This window comes from Salinicola halimionae (assembly GCF_003206065.1).
GTDB classification, from domain to species: Bacteria; Pseudomonadota; Gammaproteobacteria; order Pseudomonadales; family Halomonadaceae; genus Salinicola; species Salinicola halimionae.
Genome location: NZ_PZJQ01000005.1, coordinates 78,616 through 96,005, shown reverse-complemented (window position 1 = coordinate 96,005; position 17,390 = coordinate 78,616). Strand labels below are relative to the sequence as shown.

Annotated in this window: 13 protein-coding genes; 1 reads left to right on the top strand and 12 read right to left on the bottom strand. The window is 59.4% G+C overall.

All coding sequences use genetic code 11. The features are described 5' to 3' along the window. Positions 1–26: 26 nt before the first annotated feature. The 12 genes from DOM27_RS13255 to DOM27_RS13200 all read right to left on the bottom strand — a co-directional run bounded on the left by DOM27_RS13255 (position 27) and on the right by DOM27_RS13200 (position 14,106). The gene (locus tag DOM27_RS13255; RefSeq protein ID WP_110656535.1) at positions 27–1,478 is read right to left on the bottom strand and encodes a BatD family protein; all 1,452 of its coding nucleotides are present in this window, start codon (positions 1,476–1,478) and stop codon (positions 27–29) included. Beyond that, a complete protein-coding gene (locus DOM27_RS13250; protein ID WP_223162352.1) occupies positions 1,475–3,085 on the bottom strand; it encodes a VWA domain-containing protein in 1,611 nt (536 codons plus the stop codon). The genes DOM27_RS13255 and DOM27_RS13250 overlap by 4 nt, the downstream gene beginning before the upstream one ends. After that, positions 3,082–4,065 carry a VWA domain-containing protein gene (locus DOM27_RS13245; protein ID WP_110656534.1) on the bottom strand — a complete coding sequence of 328 codons (984 nt, stop codon included), beginning with the start codon at positions 4,063–4,065 and terminating at the stop codon, positions 3,082–3,084. Before DOM27_RS13245 ends, DOM27_RS13250 begins: the two co-directional genes overlap by 4 nt. Continuing rightward, positions 4,058–4,648: a DUF4381 domain-containing protein gene (locus DOM27_RS13240; RefSeq protein WP_110656533.1), complete on the bottom strand. Its 591-nt coding sequence runs from the start codon at positions 4,646–4,648 to the stop codon at positions 4,058–4,060. The genes DOM27_RS13245 and DOM27_RS13240 overlap by 8 nt, the downstream gene beginning before the upstream one ends. A gap of 4 nt (positions 4,649–4,652) precedes the next feature. After that, positions 4,653–5,636 carry a DUF58 domain-containing protein gene (locus DOM27_RS13235; protein ID WP_110656532.1) on the bottom strand — a complete coding sequence of 328 codons (984 nt, stop codon included), beginning with the start codon at positions 5,634–5,636 and terminating at the stop codon, positions 4,653–4,655. Between the two features lie 39 nt (positions 5,637–5,675). Next, the gene (locus DOM27_RS13230; RefSeq protein WP_110656531.1) at positions 5,676–6,656 is read right to left on the bottom strand and encodes an AAA family ATPase; all 981 of its coding nucleotides are present in this window, start codon (positions 6,654–6,656) and stop codon (positions 5,676–5,678) included. After that, on the bottom strand, positions 6,653–7,708 hold the full coding sequence (locus tag DOM27_RS13225; protein WP_223162351.1) for an HAD family hydrolase: 1,056 nt from the start codon (positions 7,706–7,708) through the stop codon (positions 6,653–6,655). Before DOM27_RS13225 ends, DOM27_RS13230 begins: the two co-directional genes overlap by 4 nt. 153 nt (positions 7,709–7,861) lie before the next feature. Continuing rightward, complete coding sequence (locus DOM27_RS13220) at positions 7,862–9,409, bottom strand: arylsulfatase (protein ID WP_110657778.1); 1,548 nt, start codon at positions 9,407–9,409, stop codon at positions 7,862–7,864. Between the two features lie 606 nt (positions 9,410–10,015). Next, positions 10,016–11,182 (bottom strand): BamA/TamA family outer membrane protein, encoded by a 1,167-nt coding sequence (locus DOM27_RS13215; protein ID WP_157956771.1) that lies wholly within the window; start codon positions 11,180–11,182, stop codon positions 10,016–10,018. 292 nt (positions 11,183–11,474) lie between these two features. After that, positions 11,475–11,795: a hypothetical protein gene (locus DOM27_RS13210; RefSeq protein WP_110656528.1), complete on the bottom strand. Its 321-nt coding sequence runs from the start codon at positions 11,793–11,795 to the stop codon at positions 11,475–11,477. 169 nt (positions 11,796–11,964) lie between these two features. Then, positions 11,965–13,332 carry an OmpP1/FadL family transporter gene (locus DOM27_RS13205; protein WP_223162350.1) on the bottom strand — a complete coding sequence of 456 codons (1,368 nt, stop codon included), beginning with the start codon at positions 13,330–13,332 and terminating at the stop codon, positions 11,965–11,967. A 30-nt stretch (positions 13,333–13,362) separates the two neighbouring features. After that, positions 13,363–14,106: a hypothetical protein gene (locus DOM27_RS13200; protein WP_223162349.1), complete on the bottom strand. Its 744-nt coding sequence runs from the start codon at positions 14,104–14,106 to the stop codon at positions 13,363–13,365. Between the two features lie 707 nt (positions 14,107–14,813). Between DOM27_RS13200 and DOM27_RS13195 the strand changes: the two genes are divergently transcribed. After that, positions 14,814–16,778, top strand: coding sequence for an MDR family MFS transporter (locus DOM27_RS13195; protein ID WP_110656527.1), 1,965 nt, complete (start codon positions 14,814–14,816; stop codon positions 16,776–16,778). Positions 16,779–17,390 lie beyond the last annotated feature (612 nt).

The window sequence follows — 17,390 nt, the reverse complement described above, 5'->3', positions numbered from 1 at the left end:
ACAACGCTCACGATACGGTTTCATCATCATAGGGCCCTAGGATTCAATGGCGGTAACGGCGGCTCGCCCCGAGCCTGGCGAAGGTCGGCCACACGGGGTACTGCCTGCTGCAAGGCGCGCCATGAGGCGTCCGGCTGGTTCGGGCTCGGCTGGTTTGGGATCGACTTGGCCGCGTAGCGTTCCCGCCCCAGCACTGCCAGGCAGCGCGTAACTTCGCGATAACACGAGTCGGGCAGCCGGGGCGCCTTCCGCAATAGTTCCTGCCAGGCGCTCAGGCTTTCGGCGTAGCGTCGCGCCCTGACCTGTCGCTCGAGACGCCTCAAGGCGGCAATACCGCTACGCTCTCTACGTAAACGACGCTGCCGCCTGGCGCGTTTCCAGAACGGCCACAGCCAGCGCCATCCGCTACCGACCACCACGCCGAGCAACACAATGGCGATACCCAGCTTCCCGTACTGAAGAAGCGACTGCCCCGACGCGGCTGAAGGCGATGGCGCGCCTTCGATGGCGATCGTCATGCCCGCCTCGCTCGTAGAAACGATGCGCCGATTCTTGAGGTCGTACCAGCGCACGGTGATATCAGGTAGCGTTACCAGCCCGCCGTGCTGGGCGATATAGGTCAGGTGTTCGGTCCGGGAGCCACCGTTCTGGGTCTCCGTGACGATCGGCGACGTCGCGTGGAAATCCATGTTGGCTACCGGCACAGTCTGGCCCAACGACGGCAGTAACAGCGCGCTGCCGCCCTCGAGCGTTGCCACGATCTCTCGTTGCAGGCTGTCACCGATCGCCAACGAGATCGGTTCCTCGCCAGAGCGGTCCAGCGTTTCAGCGGTCTTCGCTGCGTCAGCGCCCGTGGCTGTGCTGTTCGTCTCGTCACTGTCCGCTTCGTTTCGGGCTGACTCGGCCTCGGAAGCGCTCGCCCGAGTCACCCAAATGCGCTGCGCCAGTGTCAGCGAAGTACCGGCGATATAGGGCGAAAGCCCTGCTGCCGCCTCGGGCACGGCAGCGATCAGCGTCTGCTGCTCCAGTGTCTGTTTTCGTGTTATCGCCTCGCCGGTCTCGGGATCCTGAAAAGTGATCTCCAGCGCCCCCTGCCCCAGCGTGAAGTCGCCCGCCGCCATCGGTGTCAGCTGGTAACGGCGCGAGACGCCGGCCCAGGTACGCCCATCGACCCTCCGACTGACCGGCATCGTCGCTCTTTCCGGCAGCTGAACCCGAAGGTTTGGCTGATCGAGAGCGGGGAATTCCACGGGACGCGGCATGAAGGTTGGCACCAACACGGTGACGCGCAGCTGTGCCGTCTCCCCAGGCGCGACACGGGTCGGGTCCAGCGTTGCCGTAACCTGCGGTGCCAGTGGCTGCGCAAGCGTTGGCGTTGTCTGAGATTGGGCGCTCGCCGTCGGTGCGACACCGAGTGCAAAAAACAGGCATGCCAGGCGTAAGCATCCACGGAAAAACGAGCCGCGGCGTTCGTTCATGGCCCGCTCTCCGTCGCCTGGTTTGTCGCTTGCCTGGTCGCTTCCAGCGCAAAGCGTTGACGCAGGTAGTCCCCGGTATCGGAGTCGATGGACGAGATCCACTGATCCGGCGTCAGCAGCTGGTCGCCCTCGTCCCCAGTCACGGTCGTCTCCACGCCGCGCTGCTCTTCGTTGTCGAAAACCACATCATCGGCGCCCTCACCACGATCCTCGCCGGAGTCGGACTGCTCTCGCGTCTCCTCGACGTCGTCGAATATCTGCCTGGCCAAGGCGAGATTACGCGCCCCTTCCGGATAGTCAGCGTCGCGCGCGAGCGTGGTCTCGAAGGCGGTGATGGCTTCGCGATATTGGCGATTGCGGATCAACGCCAATCCCTGGGTGAACGACGCGTCGGCTGTCTCCAGCTGGCCCAAGGTTGCGACGGCCTCGCCATACTGCCCATCCCGATACAGCGCGTAGCCACGCCATGCAGGATCCTGAAAATGCTCGCTGGCCTGGCGGAATCGACGGTGCTCCATCCACCACCGTCCCTGCTGGTCCGGCGTCAGGAACGCATCGACCACTCGGGACATGACCGGCGATGCTTCGTCCGTCGAGGCCGCTCGTTTCGACACCGTCCCGCTGTTCTGCTGCGCGAGGGCTTCGCGAGGCCAGGAGGCCATTGTCGGAGCGATGAGAATCGCCAGGATCAGGACACCGAGACTCCAGCCACGTCGGAACCAGAGCAGTGCAAGGCACGCGGCGGGCCAGGCCAGCCAGACGCCACGGCCCTTCCAGGCCAGCCGGTCATCATTGAGCAGCGCCTGCTGATAGGCAGATGCCAGCGTCCTTTCCAGGCTCTCGATGTCACTGTCATCGGCGCTGACGCTGACCTGCTGTGCATCCAGCCCATCGATCTCCGGTGTCGGCTGCCCCTCAGGCAACAGCGTCAGAAAGACCAGGGTGTTGTTCGGCTCCCCCGCCTGGAACGCCGGGCGATTCGTCGCACTCAGGCCGTCGCTCACGAACAGGATCGTGCCTGCCACGGTCTGATCTTCGAGCAGCGTCTCGGCCATGGAGAACGCCTTAGCGGACACATCGCCTTCATTCGGCATGACGTCGGGGTTTAGCCCTTCCAGATAGGGCTTGATCAACGCCGGGTCAGCGGTCAGCGGGACCACCAAGTGGGCGGAGCCAGAATAGGCGATCAGTGCCGTTTCCGCCCCACTGCGCGTCGCCAGCAGGTTCTCTATCTTGATCTTGGCTCGCGCCAGTCGAGTGGGGGGAACGTCGCTCGCCATCATCGAGGAGCTGACCTCCATAGCGACGACCAGCGGGGCCGTCTGGCTGATCATGGGGTTGGCCATACGGCTCCAGGCGGGCCCGGCCAGCCCGATGATCAGGCATATCGATAGCGCAGCGAGCGTGTCGACCGGCGAAAGGCCGCCACGTGCGCCCTGTCCGATCCGTAGCGCCTGAGCGAGATGGGGAGCGAAATGGCGCGACGCGACCTCTTTCTGCTGATAGCGAAAGCGGTACCACCACCAGAGACAGCCGACCAGTGGCAGCAGCAAAAACCAGAGGGGACGCAGAAAATGAAAGGCCGATAGCGCATCGAGCAAATTCATGCCACCCGCCTCCTGCCCAGCGAAACGCTGCGCCCTATCCAGGCCAGAAGCACCAGAACGACGGCCAGCCCCATGGGCCAGGCTGCCAGCGAGCGACGTTCCCGGTAGCTGTGATCGGCGATCTGGCGTGGCGCCAGCGCATCGATCTGATCGTAGACGTCCTGCAACGCCTGCTGATCCGTCGCCAGAAAACTGGCGCCCCCGGTGGTATTGGCGATGCTCTCCAGGGTAGCGGTATCCACGCGGTTCTCCCCGCTTCCCTGGGGGTCGCCAATCGCGATGGTGACGATCTTCACGCCCCGGTCCGCGGCAATGCTGGCGGCATTGACCGGGCTCATGCGGCTGCCGGTATCGGCACCGTCGCTCAACAGGATCAAAAGCCTCTGCTCGACGTCGCTGGCATCGAACTGGCGAATGGCCAGGCCGATGGCGTCGCCCAACGCGGTGTGGGGGCCGGCCATGCCCACCTCGGTCTGCGCCAGCAGTGCCTGTAGGGTATCGAGATCCGTCGTCAGCGGAGACTGCACGAAGGCCTGGGTGCCGAACACGATCAACGCCAGGCGCTCACCTTCACGATCGTCGAGAAAGCCCGCGATCACCTGTTTGACCCCTGCCAGTCGCTGCAGCGTTTCATCATCCGAAGAGGCAAAATCCTTTTCGTCCATGGAGCCGGAGATATCCACCGCCAGAATCAGATCCCGCGCCGACGTCTGCCAGTGGATGGGCGCGCTCACCTGCTCGGGACGAGAGAGCGCCACGACCAGAAGCAGCCAGCAGAGAATGCCCACCAGCCACAGCATCTTCGAACGCGTCACCACCTGCGCGCCCTCGGCGGGCGTCACACCCGCCGCCTCCACGTAGCGGCGAAAGAAGGGCATCCGCAGGGCGCTCATCCGGCGCTTTCGCGCGGGCACCAGCCAATGGATCAGCAACGGTAACGGTAACAGCAGCAACGCCAGCGGCGTGGCAAGTTCAATCATGCGTCGCTCCCCTCGCTGCATCGTGTCGCGTGATCCAGCGCTCGACGCGCCGAATCAGATCGTCCAGCTGATGAATGGCACTGCTCGGCTCGCGGTAGGGAAGTTCGGCCAACAGCACGGTCGACTTCGCATCGAAGCAAGCCTCGCCGGAAGCCTTGCCAGACATCATCGTGCGATTCAGGAAGCGTCCCCAGGACTCACCGCGCAGTGAGGCGACGTCCTGTCTCGGGAAGGCCACCAGCGCCGTGCGCCTGAGCACGTCCGCCACGGCGATGGCGCCCTCTCCCGCGGCCAGACGCCGATGCAGTTCGGCCAGCGCCTCGCGCCGGTAACGGTTGGCTTTCCAGTGGCGATACCAGCGCCATCCAATCCACAGCAGCAACCCACCCAGCACCAACGCCATTGCCAGCCAGCCCCAGGTCTGCGGCCACCAGGCGACGGGCAGCGGCTCTGGCGGCGGCGAAAGCTGGTCGATCATCTGCGACAGCATCAGCGGTGGCGAAGCGCCGTCCGGTGCCTGGTCGGCGGTAACCTGGGCCTGATCTATGGAAACCTGGGCGGCGGCGACGGCTTGTTGACTCATGGCGTCACCTTCTGGCTCCGATACCGCGGCTCACACCGAGCAAGCGCCTCAACTGAGCGGCGGTATCTTCGCTGGCAGACAAGGGGACGATGGACAGCCCCAGCCGCCGCTGCCATTCGAGCAGCGTCTCCCGGCGCGCGACCGATACCTGCTCGAGCGCCTCCCTGACTCGCGCACTGCGTGTGTCCATCAGGGCCTGTAGCTTGCCGTCCGAGACGGTCTGGCGCAGATCGTCCGGGAGACGTTCGGCCAGCACATCGGTGACCGGCGCCAGCACGACATCGTTGTGTCGGCACAGCGCACTCAACAGCCGCTCACTGCGCGGCCCGATGACATCGAAATCACTCAGTATCACCACCAGATGATCGCGACTCGCCAGTCTGGCCACCGCTTCCAGGACGGCATCCAATGAGGTCGGCGCGTCGGCCTCGGCGGCAGCGTGGAGCGCCAGATTGGCGTCCGCGATCCCTTGCAGAAAACGCATCACGCCCGCCCGCGAATTCTTGGGCCGGAACTCTTGAATAGCCCGATCGCGCACGACGATACCGCCCACGCGATCACGCTGGGCAAGAATCGCGAATGCCAGCATCGCCGCCGCTTCGGCGGCGGTGACGGACTTCACCGCATGCCGGCTGCCGAAGAACATCGACATGCGCTGATCGACGACGATCAACACCGGGCGGTCGCGTTCCTCGGTGAAGACGCGAACGTGCGGTTCGCCGGTGCGCGCGGTCACGCGCCAGTCGATGGTGCGAACGTCGTCCGATGGCAGATAACCTCTCAGTTCGAGAAAATCGAGCCCGCGCCCGCGTAGACGTGAACCGTGTCGGCCATTCAGCACGCTACGCGCTGGCTGTCGGGGCAGCAGGCTCAGCGTTCGCCCGACGCGCTCCTGTCCGCGCAGATGAGCGAGGTCGGTATGGACTCGAGGATCGCGGCCAACGTCAGTCGCTTCGACACCCCGATGTCGCACGGAAAAGCCTGGCATCCTGACCTCCTCTGCGAGAGTCGACGAAAGCGGGCATGATTACGGCAGTGCGACACGCGCCAGCAGCTCGGTGATGACCGCATCGGTCGTCAGGCCCTCGCCCTGAGCCTCGAAGCTGAGCCCCAGCCGGTGGCGAAGCACGTCCGGCGCCACCGCCTGCACGTCCTGCGGGTCGAGATAGTCACGACCATTGAGCCAGGCGTGGGCGCGTCCGCAGCGATCCAGCGCCAGACTGGCTCGCGGGCTGGCGCCCAGTTCGATCCAGCGTGCGAGATCTTCGGACAGCGGCGCCGGGTGGCGGGTGGCATCCACCAGGTCGGCCATGTAACGCTCGACCGGATCGGCCACATGTAGCGCGGCAATTTCCCGTCGCGCTTCGAAGACGGCCTCCTGGGCAATCACCACCGGCGCGCTCCTGGGGCCCTCTTTTCGCAGGGTTTCTCTCTCTTCGTCACGCACCAGCCGGATCACCTCGACCTCTTCCTCCACCGCCGGATAGTCGATCAGCACCTTCATCATGAAACGATCCAGCTGCGCTTCGGGGAGTGGATAGGTGCCCTCCTGTTCGATGGGATTCTGGGTCGCCAACACCATGAACAGCTCGGGCAGCGGATGGGTCTTGCCCGAGACCGTGACCTGGCGTTCCTCCATCGCTTCGAGCAGCGCCGACTGTACCTTGGCGGGCGCACGATTGATCTCGTCGGCGAGTACCAGGTTGGCGAACAGCGGGCCGGGGCTGAAGGTGAATACCGAGCCCTCCACGCCCTGGTGATAGACGTCGCTACCGGTCACGTCCGACGGCAGCAGATCGGGAGTGAACTGGATGCGGCTGAAGTCCGCCTCGAGATGTCGCGACATCGCCTTGATCGCACGGGTCTTGGCCAGCCCCGGCAACCCTTCGATCAGCAGGTTGCCGTTCGCCAGCAGCCCGATGACCAGCCGACGAATCACCGGTTTCTGGCCGATGATCGATGTGCCGATCGCCGCTTCCAATGCCTCGATATCGTCGCGACAACTCATTGGCTGCCCTCGTGCCGGGCTGTCTCGCCTTGGCTCTGTTCGCTCTGGGTCTGTTCGTTCAGAGTCTGGTCGTAGACGGTGCGCCAGTCCTCGGCCATATCCACGACAACCCACTGCCGTTGCTCGGCCTCGTCGAGGCCCTGATCCAGCTTGCCGATGGAGCTCTCGCGGTCGTAGGCGACCTCGCGTGCGTCGTCGGTGTGATGGATCAATACGCCCAACCGCGGCCCGCTGCCTTCGCTGGTCCAGGTCAGCATCGGCACATCGCCGTCGGAATTGCCGACCGCGATGATCGGGCGCTGACCCAGCGTGCGCTGAATGGTGATCGGCTTGCCGTCGCCATCGTCCAGCCCGGCGATATCGCCCTGCTTGACCAGGGTTATTTCGCCCCCTTCGCGGGACACGGCCAGATTGCCGGTGCTGCCCATCACGTTCTGCGGCGGAATGCCGTAGGCGTCCTCGGCAAAGACACGCATGAAATCGACCCCGCCACCCGAGACGATATAGGTCGCGTAGCCCGCATCTCGCAGATAGACGAGCAGTTCCAGCATCGGCTGGAAGACCATCTCGGTGTAGGGAAGTCCGGTCACCGGGTGGCGCGCCTCGGCCAGCCAGTCGCCGACGTCGTTCTGAAACGCCTCGACGCTCATGCCGGCGTGGCTGACGTTGACGATATCGAGCAGCGATTGATTTCCCCCCGCGAGAATGGTCGCCAGATCGTGATCGTCCACGGCAGTTTGCAGCGAATCGCTCAAGGCGCCGGGGGGCGCTCCCTCGGCGCGATCGAGCGCATAGGCGAGCTGGAAGTAGTAGGGCTGTTCGGACCACAGCGTGCCGTCGTTATCGAAGACGGCAATGCGCTGCTGCTGCGGCACGAAATCGCCGCTGCCAGGATCGGTGGTCGCTTTGACGAAATCGATGATGGCGCTTTTATGCTCGCCCGCCTCCCAGGACGGCAGCGGGTCGGCCAGCGCCAGAACCGGCAACCCGAACAGCGATAGCCAGACAACAGCGAGCGGTATGGCGATGTTAGAGAAACGATGTTTTCTCAAGGTCATCACTCCTGTCATTCATCACGCCGGCCCCGCACGCTCATCTTGCGCAGCGCCGGGCGATGGAAAAAACCGGGATGACGGGCGAGTGCAGCCGCTGCACTCGCCCGCGTATTGCGCTTACTCCAGAAGCTCTCACCTCTGAAGCTCTGGCTACTGAGCGATAGGCTCTTGCAGCGTCTCCATCACCTTGTCCAGACTGAAACTGGCCGCTTCCTGACGTGGCGGGAATTCCTTGAACGTTGCCAGGAATTTCGCGACATAGGCCTGAGCCGGGACGAGCATGAAGGCGTGGTCAAGCTGCCAATCGTAGTAGGTATTGGAGGTGATCGGCGCGCGCTCGTAGGGATCGCGGCGCAAATTGAAGATCAACGGCACGCGCAGCGGTGTGAACGGGTTGGACCAGGTCAACAACGTCCCCTGGGCGCGCTGCTCCATGAAGACCAGCTTCCAGTCGTCGTACCGCAGCGCCATCAGATCGCCGTCATCCGAGAAGTAAAAAATCTCGTGACGCGGCGTTTCGTCGGTTTCGCCCGTCAGATAGGGCAGGAAGTTGTAGCCATCGAGATGGGTCTTGTAGTCGCGCCCGATCGCCTGCACGCCACCATCCAGAAGCTCCTGCTTGATATCGGGATCGCCGGCAATGGCCAGGAACGTCGGCAGCCAGTCCATATGGTGCATGACCTTGTTGGAAATCGAATTCGCTTCGATATGCCCAGGCCAGCGCACCATGGCGGGCACCCGCCAACCGCCTTCCCAGTTGGTATTCTTTTCACCGCGGAACGGCGTCATCCCGGCGTCGGGCCAGGAGTTCATGTGCGGCCCGTTGTCGGTGGAATAAAAGACGATGGTGTTGTCGGCGATGCCGAGCTCATCGAGCTTGTCGAGGAACAGCCCCACATGACGATCGTGTTCGACCATGCCGTCGGAATACTCGTTCTGCCCGGAGATGCCCCGCAGCGAATCCTTCACATGCGTTCGGAAGTGCATCCGGGTCGCGTTCCACCACACGAACCAAGGCTCACTGGCCTGCGTCTTGCGTTCGATGAAATCCAGCGCGGCGGCCGAGGTTTCGTCGTCGACGGTTTCCATGCGCTTGCGCGTCAACGGCCCGGTATCTTCGATCTCCCCATCCGCCGTGGAGCGAATGATCCCTCTAGGTCCGTAAGCTTCCTCGAAGGTCCGGCCATCCGCCAGCACCATATCCCTCGGATAATCCGGCAGCTCTGGCTCCTCCTCGGCATTGAGGTGATAGAGATTGCCGAAAAACTCGTCAAAACCGTTGTTGGTGGGCAACATCTCGTCGCGATCGCCCAGGTGGTTCTTGCCGAATTGACCTGTCGCGTAGCCCTGCGCCTTCAATAGCCCGGCGATGGTCGGGTCTTCTGGACTCATCCCTTCCTTGGCGCCCGGCATGCCGACCTTGGAAAGGCCGGTGCGGAACACACTCTGGCCGGTAATGAACGAGGATCGCCCCGCCGTGCACGATTGCTCACCGTAATAATCCGTGAACATCATGCCCTCGCTGGCGACGCGGTCGATATTAGGCGTGTGATAGCCCATCAATCCCCGCGTGTAGGCTGAGATATTGGACTGGCCAATGTCGTCACCCCACAGGACCAGAATATTGGGTTTTGATGAGGATGAGTTTTCTGATTGATTTTGATTCTCCTGAGCCAGTGCTGTTCCCGGCAAAGCCATTGCTACAACTAAAGCAGCAGACAGGAAACCGGGCCAATGCAGCGAAGGCGGTTTTTTTTGTGGCGTGAGTTCCATTGAATGCATCTCCTAGCAAAAATGATTAGGCGGGGGACATGCCATTTTCGGGATACTAATTTTGCTCTTCTAATGTAGACTAACAATCAAATCAGATAGAGAATTTTAGCGTAAATTTGTGTAAATTATTTGCGACACGAACCAACTCCTTTAATAATCATATTCTTAGCGTCAAGCAGCCTATCTTGCAAATCCATCAGAGGTTCATTTCATCTAAATGCGTGCCCGAATCGCATGGATAACACGCTCTCTCAACCTCTAAGTAATACTCGAAACCGACATCCAATACCGGCTGACGCGAGCGCGTTGGACGGGTTCCGACAATGACAATATTCGCGCCCCTCTTTTATTTAGCCTTCGAATCGTTTTTTCGAGCAATACGAAAAATTCGGTTCGCTATCTTTAATACACTGGTCGCGGATATGACAGAGCCTCGGCAGGCGGTATGAAGATTGTCAGTCCGGGAACTGGCAGCGCCTTTCCGGAATCCGTACAGCACTCTTCTACACTGAAAAATCTTCATATTGAGTCTTAGTCCATCTGAGATCCCCAGGCGTGTCCGAACTGGATGTAGAGCACATTCTGTTCGGGGCCGAACGCATAGTCGACGCCGACATCCAGCCCCAACTGCCTGGCGATCCGATATCGAAAACCCGCGCCCCAGGTGGACGCATGCTGCTCGTCATCGCCGAAGGCTTTGCCATAGCCGGTGAAACCGAGGACGCCCCAGCGCGGGTTCAGCTGGCGACGAAGCTCGAGCTCCGAGGAAAGCACCTTGTCACTGGTGTAGCGATTGCGCTCCAGTCCTCGAATGTTGATGTCCGGCAGCATGAAGAAAGGCGCGCCGCTCGAGACCACACTGGAACTGCCCATGACACCCAACGTCCAAGCGTCACGGGTCGCGAACCAGGCGCCGAAAAGCGAGAGCGAATTGAAATCCACGTCGCTACCCACGACCTGATTGAAATTCTGCCAATCCGCAACGACGTTGAGACCGGAAGTGGGGGTCAGCGGGTTGTCGCGATTATCGAAATGCCCCTCCAGCCCGATGGAGTTGAGCTGCGTTTCACGCCCGGCGAAATCGTCGACGCGTGGAAAGTTTCCGTGGGTATCCAGCTTCACGTCATTGCGCCGCCAGCGTAACGAGGGGCCGACGGAAAAGCCGGTATCTTCGAAGCGATAGCGCACTCTGAAGGCGGCGTATTCGATATCGTTGGTGTAGCCAACGGCCGCGTCTCGGTTGCCGGGATGAAAATCCAGCATCGGCACGCCCTTGGCGAAGGCCGCGTTATAGAGCAGCCGGCCCTTTGCAAACGAGCCCGAACGCATGACGCCGAAACCTTCGGAACCGTTGCCCGTTCTCACGCCGCCCAATATCGTACGCGTCGGCGGTAAGTCACTGCCGGGCTCAGGGGGTTCCACGAAATACGCGATCAAACCGAAGCCGTCGTCGACGGCAGGCTCGGTGATGATGATCGGCATGACCAAAACCCCCCCGCTCGCCAGGAACGACGACACATCGAACCAGCCATCCTGGTCGTCCGTGAACGAATCCACCGTTCGGGAAAACCATGACTCGTCTTTACTCTCCGCCGCATGGACTGCCGCAATGGCAACCCACTGAGCCCAGCAAAACGACGCTGCTATCAGTGCGAAACGAATCATGGCAACCCGCCATTTCAGCGATGAAAAACTCACGATTTTCCATTAAAAGCGGAGGCTTTAAACGACTCGAAAGCCACCCTCGCGTAGAATCCTGAGCCGTCGATAAGCGGATAGTATCCGACACTAGCCGTCACTCCATCGTTGAGAGATCATCTGGTTCCCACTAGGAAGATCAGCATGAAACGCGACAAGAGAACGGCAGACCAATTGCGACAGTTTTCCGTTCATGATGCGTTCACTTGGATCCCACATTATCCATGAGAGCCCCGAACGCGGAGCTAAATCTGTAGCGCCACACTCGGGTCTCCTTTAGCGATGGTAAACGTTATTTTTGCTCCTGGGATTCGCTTTCCGCTTCGCTATCACCCTCCGCGTCCAGCTTTCTCATTTCCTCATCCTGCTCTATATCAGTCGCTTTATTGGTCTCTTCACCAACAGCGTTTATCGATTTATCGCTGGATTCGCTATGCCCGGTTCCGGCATCGGTATTCGCGTCTCCGGCACTCTCGGATGTCGACTCGGCCTCCAGCGGTTTTTCATTCGCTTCGTAGGTTTCTTCCATGGCATCGCTCTGGGCTAGAGCGATGCCGGACATGCCAAACATCGTGACGACCGTTGCCGCTAGAAAAGTACTTTTCGTTTTCATGACGAGATCCTTTATCTACTCAATCGTTGGCACTTCTAGACTTCCCAGTGCTACTGCTTTCGTAGCGTTATTAAGACGCAAGCGCCTCTACTGCTACCTTCTATCAAGTCGAAGGTTATTTTTTTGAGTTCATGGTCGCTGTCCTCACTTCGGGCATCGTTTTTTGCATTTAGAAACGCCATCTCACCCCGCCGCCAAACACGTTCAGGTAGGTGCTGGAATACTCGCCGCTGACGCGCTGACCGGAAAGATTCTTGGTTTGGTCGACATCCATGTCGCCCAGATAGATAAAGGTGTAATTCAGGACCAGGTCGAGCTGGTCGTCCCAGCGGTAGTTGATCCCTGTCGCCAGCCGCCACGCTTCGTTCATCGGGTTGTCCAATGTTCGATCCGCGTTCTTGACGGCGGAACTGTCATAGGCGATTCCCATGTTCCAGCGCAGGCGGTGATTCACTTGATGTTGAGCCCCGAGTGAGACGTGCCAGGTATCCTGATAATGACGGTCCGCTTCAGTGGAGGCGTCGCCCAAGCCACTATCGAACTCGACACCGATATCGCCGAATTCGGACCAATTCTGCCAACCCACACTGCCCATGACCGCCCAGGCATCGCTGATTTGGTGGAAAACACTCGCCGTCAACGTTTCGGGAATCCGTAGGCCCAGGCCCACGCGATTGACTGCGACCTGCTGAATTGTCGTATCCAACACGGGGTTGTCGATGCCGCGGAAGTTCGGCTTGTCATCAAAATCGAGATCAACCTTACTGGTATAGGCAAGCCCGAAGCGGGTGAAGTCATCCATTTCGTATAACGCGCCCAGGTTCCAGCCCCAGGCGGTATCGTGATCCTCGTATTCCATCTGACCATCGTCATAACCAGCGCCACCCAGCACGTTGTTGTTCACCGCGGATTCCGTACGGAAATTGCCGTAGACCAGACGCGGACCGATGCCGACCGAGAGCTTGGGATTGAAGCGATAGGCATAGGTCGGCTGCAGTGATGCAGCGACAATGGAGGTTTCTTGCACCACGTAGCGGCCAACCCAGTCATTGTCGTAATCCAACCCCAGACCAAAATTCCCGTAAATTCCGAGGCCAATCGTTGAGCGCTCATCCACTCGATGGCTGACGAAAAGACTAGGCCCTGGCGTGGGCACCATGGCATTACCACCGTCTCCACCGGAGGTGTTGGTACTGCCATCCGGGTCGAAGTCGATTCGCCCAACGATCAGTTGCCCACCCACGTAAAGCTGATTGCCGGCCAGTCGGCTGATACCGGCAGGGTTGGTCATCAATACACTCGGGTCCATCGCCCTGGCGGCCGACCCCGCATTGGCCAAGCCACTGTCCTCCTGCCCGGCTTCATAAAGCAAAATGCCACCGGCTTCGGCTACAGCGCTGTAACCGATCACCGAACCGCTTGCGATCAGCGCCATCACCACGGCACGCTGATGGCGGCAGCCATGACCGCGGGGCGACTCCAGGTTTGGAGAGTTCACGCACAGCCAGCCCCACGGAATGATTCGAGAGTGATTCATGTTCCCTGCCCCGCTTCTACGAGAGGTTCTTTATTCTGGAAACAGCAAGGTGGCGATCAGACGGACACCCCACCCGTCAGGCCCGCTGTCGTCAGGTGATTCGACCCAATAGCGCAGCCCACCACCCACGCTGAAGGGCTGCGAGCCGAGAGACGTCAGTTTGGTGATCTGGAAATTGACCGGCGCCGACCACTGGTTCGCCTCCCAGTCGTAGGTCGACTCACTATTGACGGTGTAGGTCCACGCGGCAGGAGTCGTATAAGACGTGAACGGTTGCAGGAAGGTGCTATTGATATCGTTGCGATGACTATCGCCAGCGTAATCCCAGATATGGTTGGCCAACATACCGACTGTCCAGGGGCCACTCTGCCGCAACACCACGCCGGTCGGGCCGGCGCCCCACTTTTCACTCCCCAGCGTATTCTCGCTGGCAGTCGGCAACAGGAAAACCGGACCCACACCCCAGATCAGCCCTGACGCCGTGGGTGCCTTGGGCGAAAAGAAAAGGCTCTGTACTGTATCTCCGGTGCCGAATTGGCTGCCTTCGGAGGGCACGACATCGTTCTGGCTGACGATCGGGAAAATCGTCCGGCTGATCAGATTCCAGTCTTTCGAAATACCGAACGGAATGACGGGCTGAATGTTGAGCTGGAATCGCTCACCGTTGCCTGCACCAACATCTTCGTCGTAGTTCAGTTGGAAAGGAACGCTGATCAAACTGGCTACTGGATTGCTGAGCTTCTTGGCCAGTTCCTGATCATCGGCGGAAGACATAGGACTATATGTGAAAACAAGGCAAGTAACGGCAGCCGTGTGAAAACTCACCAACCTCTGCGTCGTAGCGCCCCCCATGACCAGTCCCCTTAGTACTTTGAAAGCACTTTCTGGCAGTCAAGACCATTGACTCGAACAACAACTTTCATTCGAAGTTGGCTTCACTTTATTATTCAGCGAATGATCTTCGCTTTGTAATTACAGATAAATTTATGGCTGAGACATTTTGCTTCTGCAAAGCAAACATTGTGACATATTGTACATTAACTGCTGTGAATGTTGATTTATCGCGAAAAATTCCTAATTATGCATAAGCATTTTCTAAAAAATTATTCCCAATCAACAGTCACAAATTGAAACAAAAAATCTGACAGAGGCATTCATTTAGCAGTTGCAACATCACCTCCATTTATATAGACCTATAGCTGACATGCCACTGACTTCTTCGATAACCCCTAGAGATGAAGCCACGCGTGGCAATTTTAAATAAAATTCCTGATTGGCAAAAAATAGCAAATATTGTTGTCGATAAAACTTAGTCTAAACGTAAATTCCCTTGAGCAATGCGACTTTGCACGGACAGAGCCCGTTCGGTTTGTTCAATCGTGACATTACCAATAGCCATTCAGTGATCATTAGCGGCGCAGCCGCCCTCCCGTATCCTTACGGACCTCATCAAGACGAAGCATGACGGAGAGCATCTACAAATGGCTAATATCGCGACCCCATCTCAACAAGAGACGCGCATCGTCATTGGTGCCCTCATGCTGGTCATGTTTCTTTCCTCGCTGTCGCAGACCATCGTATCGGCGGCGCTGCCGACAATCGTCGGCGAGCTGGGCGGGCTCGACTATCTCGCCTGGATCGTGACGGCCTATATCCTGGCGATGACAGTGGTCACACCGCTCTACGGGAAGCTGGGGGATATCTTCGGCCGCAAGGCGGTGCTTCAGGTCGCCATCATTCTGTTCCTGCTGGGGTCCGCGCTTTGCGGCCTGGCACAATCCACGACGCAGTTGATCATTTTTCGCGCGGTTCAGGGGCTCGGCGGTGGAGGACTGATGGTCAGTTCGATGGCGGCGGTCGGCGATATCGTCAGTCCGCGCGAGCGAGGTCGATATCAGGGGTATTTCGGCGCCGTGTTCGGGGTCTCGACGGTCGTCGGGCCATTGCTTGGCGGCTATATCGTGGAACACGCCAGTTGGCACTGGATCTTCTTCGTCAATGTGCCGATAGGTCTTGCCGCGCTTGCCGTGATCACCATGACTTTCTCGCCATCGGCGTCGCGTCACCGCCCGCGCATCGACTATCTGGGGGCGATGCTACTGGGACTCGGACTGACCGCGCTGGTGCTGGCCAGTAGCCTCGGCGGTAAATCCGTTGCCTGGACATCCCCCACCGAGTTGCTGCTTGCCGCCGTGGCCGTAATCGGCCTTATCGGTCTCGCCTGGGTAGAGCGTCGCGCGGAAGAGCCGATCCTGCCGCCGGAGCTGTTTTCCGAACGCACATTCGTCATCTCCTCCACCGTCTGTTTCATCGTCGGTATGGCCATGTTTGCGGCCGTCACGTTCATGCCGATCTATCTGCAAGTCGTTCACGGTTTCACTCCATCGCTGGCGGGGATAGCGCTGACCCCCTTGATGGGCGGAATGCTGATAACGTCCATCATCAGTGGTCGGATCATCAGCCGGATCGGCCGCTATCGCCTATTTCCCATCGTTGGCACGGCGCTGATGAGCGTCGGTCTGCTGCTCATGTCACGGCTGGAAATGCAGACACCAGGCTGGATGATAGCGCTGTATATGCTGGTGCTCGGTGCCGGTATCGGCCTGGTCATGCAGGTCATGGTGCTCGCCGTGCAGAACGCGGTGGACTATCGGAATCTGGGCGTGGCGACGTCGGGCGTCACGCTTTTTCGATCCATCGGCGCAGCCCTGGGGGTCGCGGCCGCCGGGACGATATTTGCTGTCGGTCTGGCATCAGGGCTGGCGCAAGGCCTGCCCGAAGGCGCTGAGATCGTGTCGGACCCCGCCGGTATTCTGGCCTTACCGGACAATATCCGTACGCTCTACCGCGTGGCCTATTCCGATGCACTGAGCCCGGTATTTTTGATCGCGGCGGCTCTTGCAGCCCTGAGCTTCGTGCTCACGTTGCTTCTCCCCGAGATACCGTTGCGCGAGACCGTGGGCGACGGTACGACCGCCTCCGATCTAACCGACAGCTTCGCCATGCCGCGTCAGGCCTCTTCACTGGAGGAGCTGGAGAGGATTATCTCCATCGCGGTTTCCGGGCCGAATCGCTGGGAAGCCATGCGGCGAATTCTGGAGAGCCTCAAGGCGGATCTGTCGCCGCAAGAGGCCTGGCTGCTGTTGCAGACCGTGCGCGCCGACAGCGATCAGGCCGCCAAGCCGAATGGACGAGACGCCACTCTCGCCCAGATTTCGAAACGCCTGACGGAGCGCGGCCTGATCGCTCGGCAGGAAGACGAGACCTTGTCTGCCACGCCGGCCGGGCATGAGCTGATCATCCAGCTCACCGCGCGGTTTCGGGCACGTTTGGCAGAGGTCGTCGTACGCTGGGCACCCGAGAGTCATGCGGAAGTCCGGCAAATGCTGACCGATTTCGCGCGCCAATTGGTCTCGGAGATGCCCGAGCCTCGGCAGGCGGCGTGACAATGAAGGCCAGCGCCGGAATGCTGCTGCCAGGTTGGTCGCCACGCAGTGCTATTTCCTGATTACCATTTCACGCAGCGATAAGACCGGATACGCCAAGTCGCTTCGACTGTGCATCTCTGGCTTACCCCTGGCTTTCACTACCACTTCCAAACCGGAAGCACCTTCAGACGAAAACACGGACCCAGGTCGTTCGGACAAAATCGAGAACCAACAAAGCCACACATCAATATAAGCTTTTGTTTATATTGATTTATTGATAACACCTACAGAAGTCATTCCATGCCCGCATGCAAAGCACATGAAAATGTCTGTCCGTACCAATAGCAACGTCGCAAAAATACCATCACGAAACATAATTTTACAATTAAATAATTTAAGACATCCCTGGAAACTGCTTATAGTAAAAACATCAATATCGATTCACTATTAAAATCATCAAATACATCGCTGAGTTTATTGCGTTTTTCCTCGACAACACCCTTTCTAACTTTAATTAGTATAGATAAATTTATTTCTACTAAAGTCATTCACAAGACAGATTAAATAACGACTATTCTAATTATTGGCCTTAAGAACACCTCTACCCTCGCCCTTTAGGCCATTGGACAG

Coding starts and splice junctions, on each gene's coding strand:
- DOM27_RS13255 (WP_110656535.1), bottom strand. CDS start 1,478: ATGAACGAACGCCGCGGCTCGTTTTTCCGTGGATGCTTACGCCTGGCA.
- DOM27_RS13250 (WP_223162352.1), bottom strand. CDS start 3,085: ATGAATTTGCTCGATGCGCTATCGGCCTTTCATTTTCTGCGTCCCCTC.
- DOM27_RS13245 (WP_110656534.1), bottom strand. CDS start 4,065: ATGATTGAACTTGCCACGCCGCTGGCGTTGCTGCTGTTACCGTTACCG.
- DOM27_RS13240 (WP_110656533.1), bottom strand. CDS start 4,648: ATGAGTCAACAAGCCGTCGCCGCCGCCCAGGTTTCCATAGATCAGGCC.
- DOM27_RS13235 (WP_110656532.1), bottom strand. CDS start 5,636: ATGCCAGGCTTTTCCGTGCGACATCGGGGTGTCGAAGCGACTGACGTT.
- DOM27_RS13230 (WP_110656531.1), bottom strand. CDS start 6,656: ATGAGTTGTCGCGACGATATCGAGGCATTGGAAGCGGCGATCGGCACA.
- DOM27_RS13220 (WP_110657778.1), bottom strand. CDS start 9,409: ATGGCTTTGCCGGGAACAGCACTGGCTCAGGAGAATCAAAATCAATCA.
- DOM27_RS13210 (WP_110656528.1), bottom strand. CDS start 11,795: ATGAAAACGAAAAGTACTTTTCTAGCGGCAACGGTCGTCACGATGTTT.
- DOM27_RS13205 (WP_223162350.1), bottom strand. CDS start 13,332: ATGAATCACTCTCGAATCATTCCGTGGGGCTGGCTGTGCGTGAACTCT.
- DOM27_RS13200 (WP_223162349.1), bottom strand. CDS start 14,106: ATGTCTTCCGCCGATGATCAGGAACTGGCCAAGAAGCTCAGCAATCCA.
- DOM27_RS13195 (WP_110656527.1), top strand. CDS start 14,814: ATGGCTAATATCGCGACCCCATCTCAACAAGAGACGCGCATCGTCATT.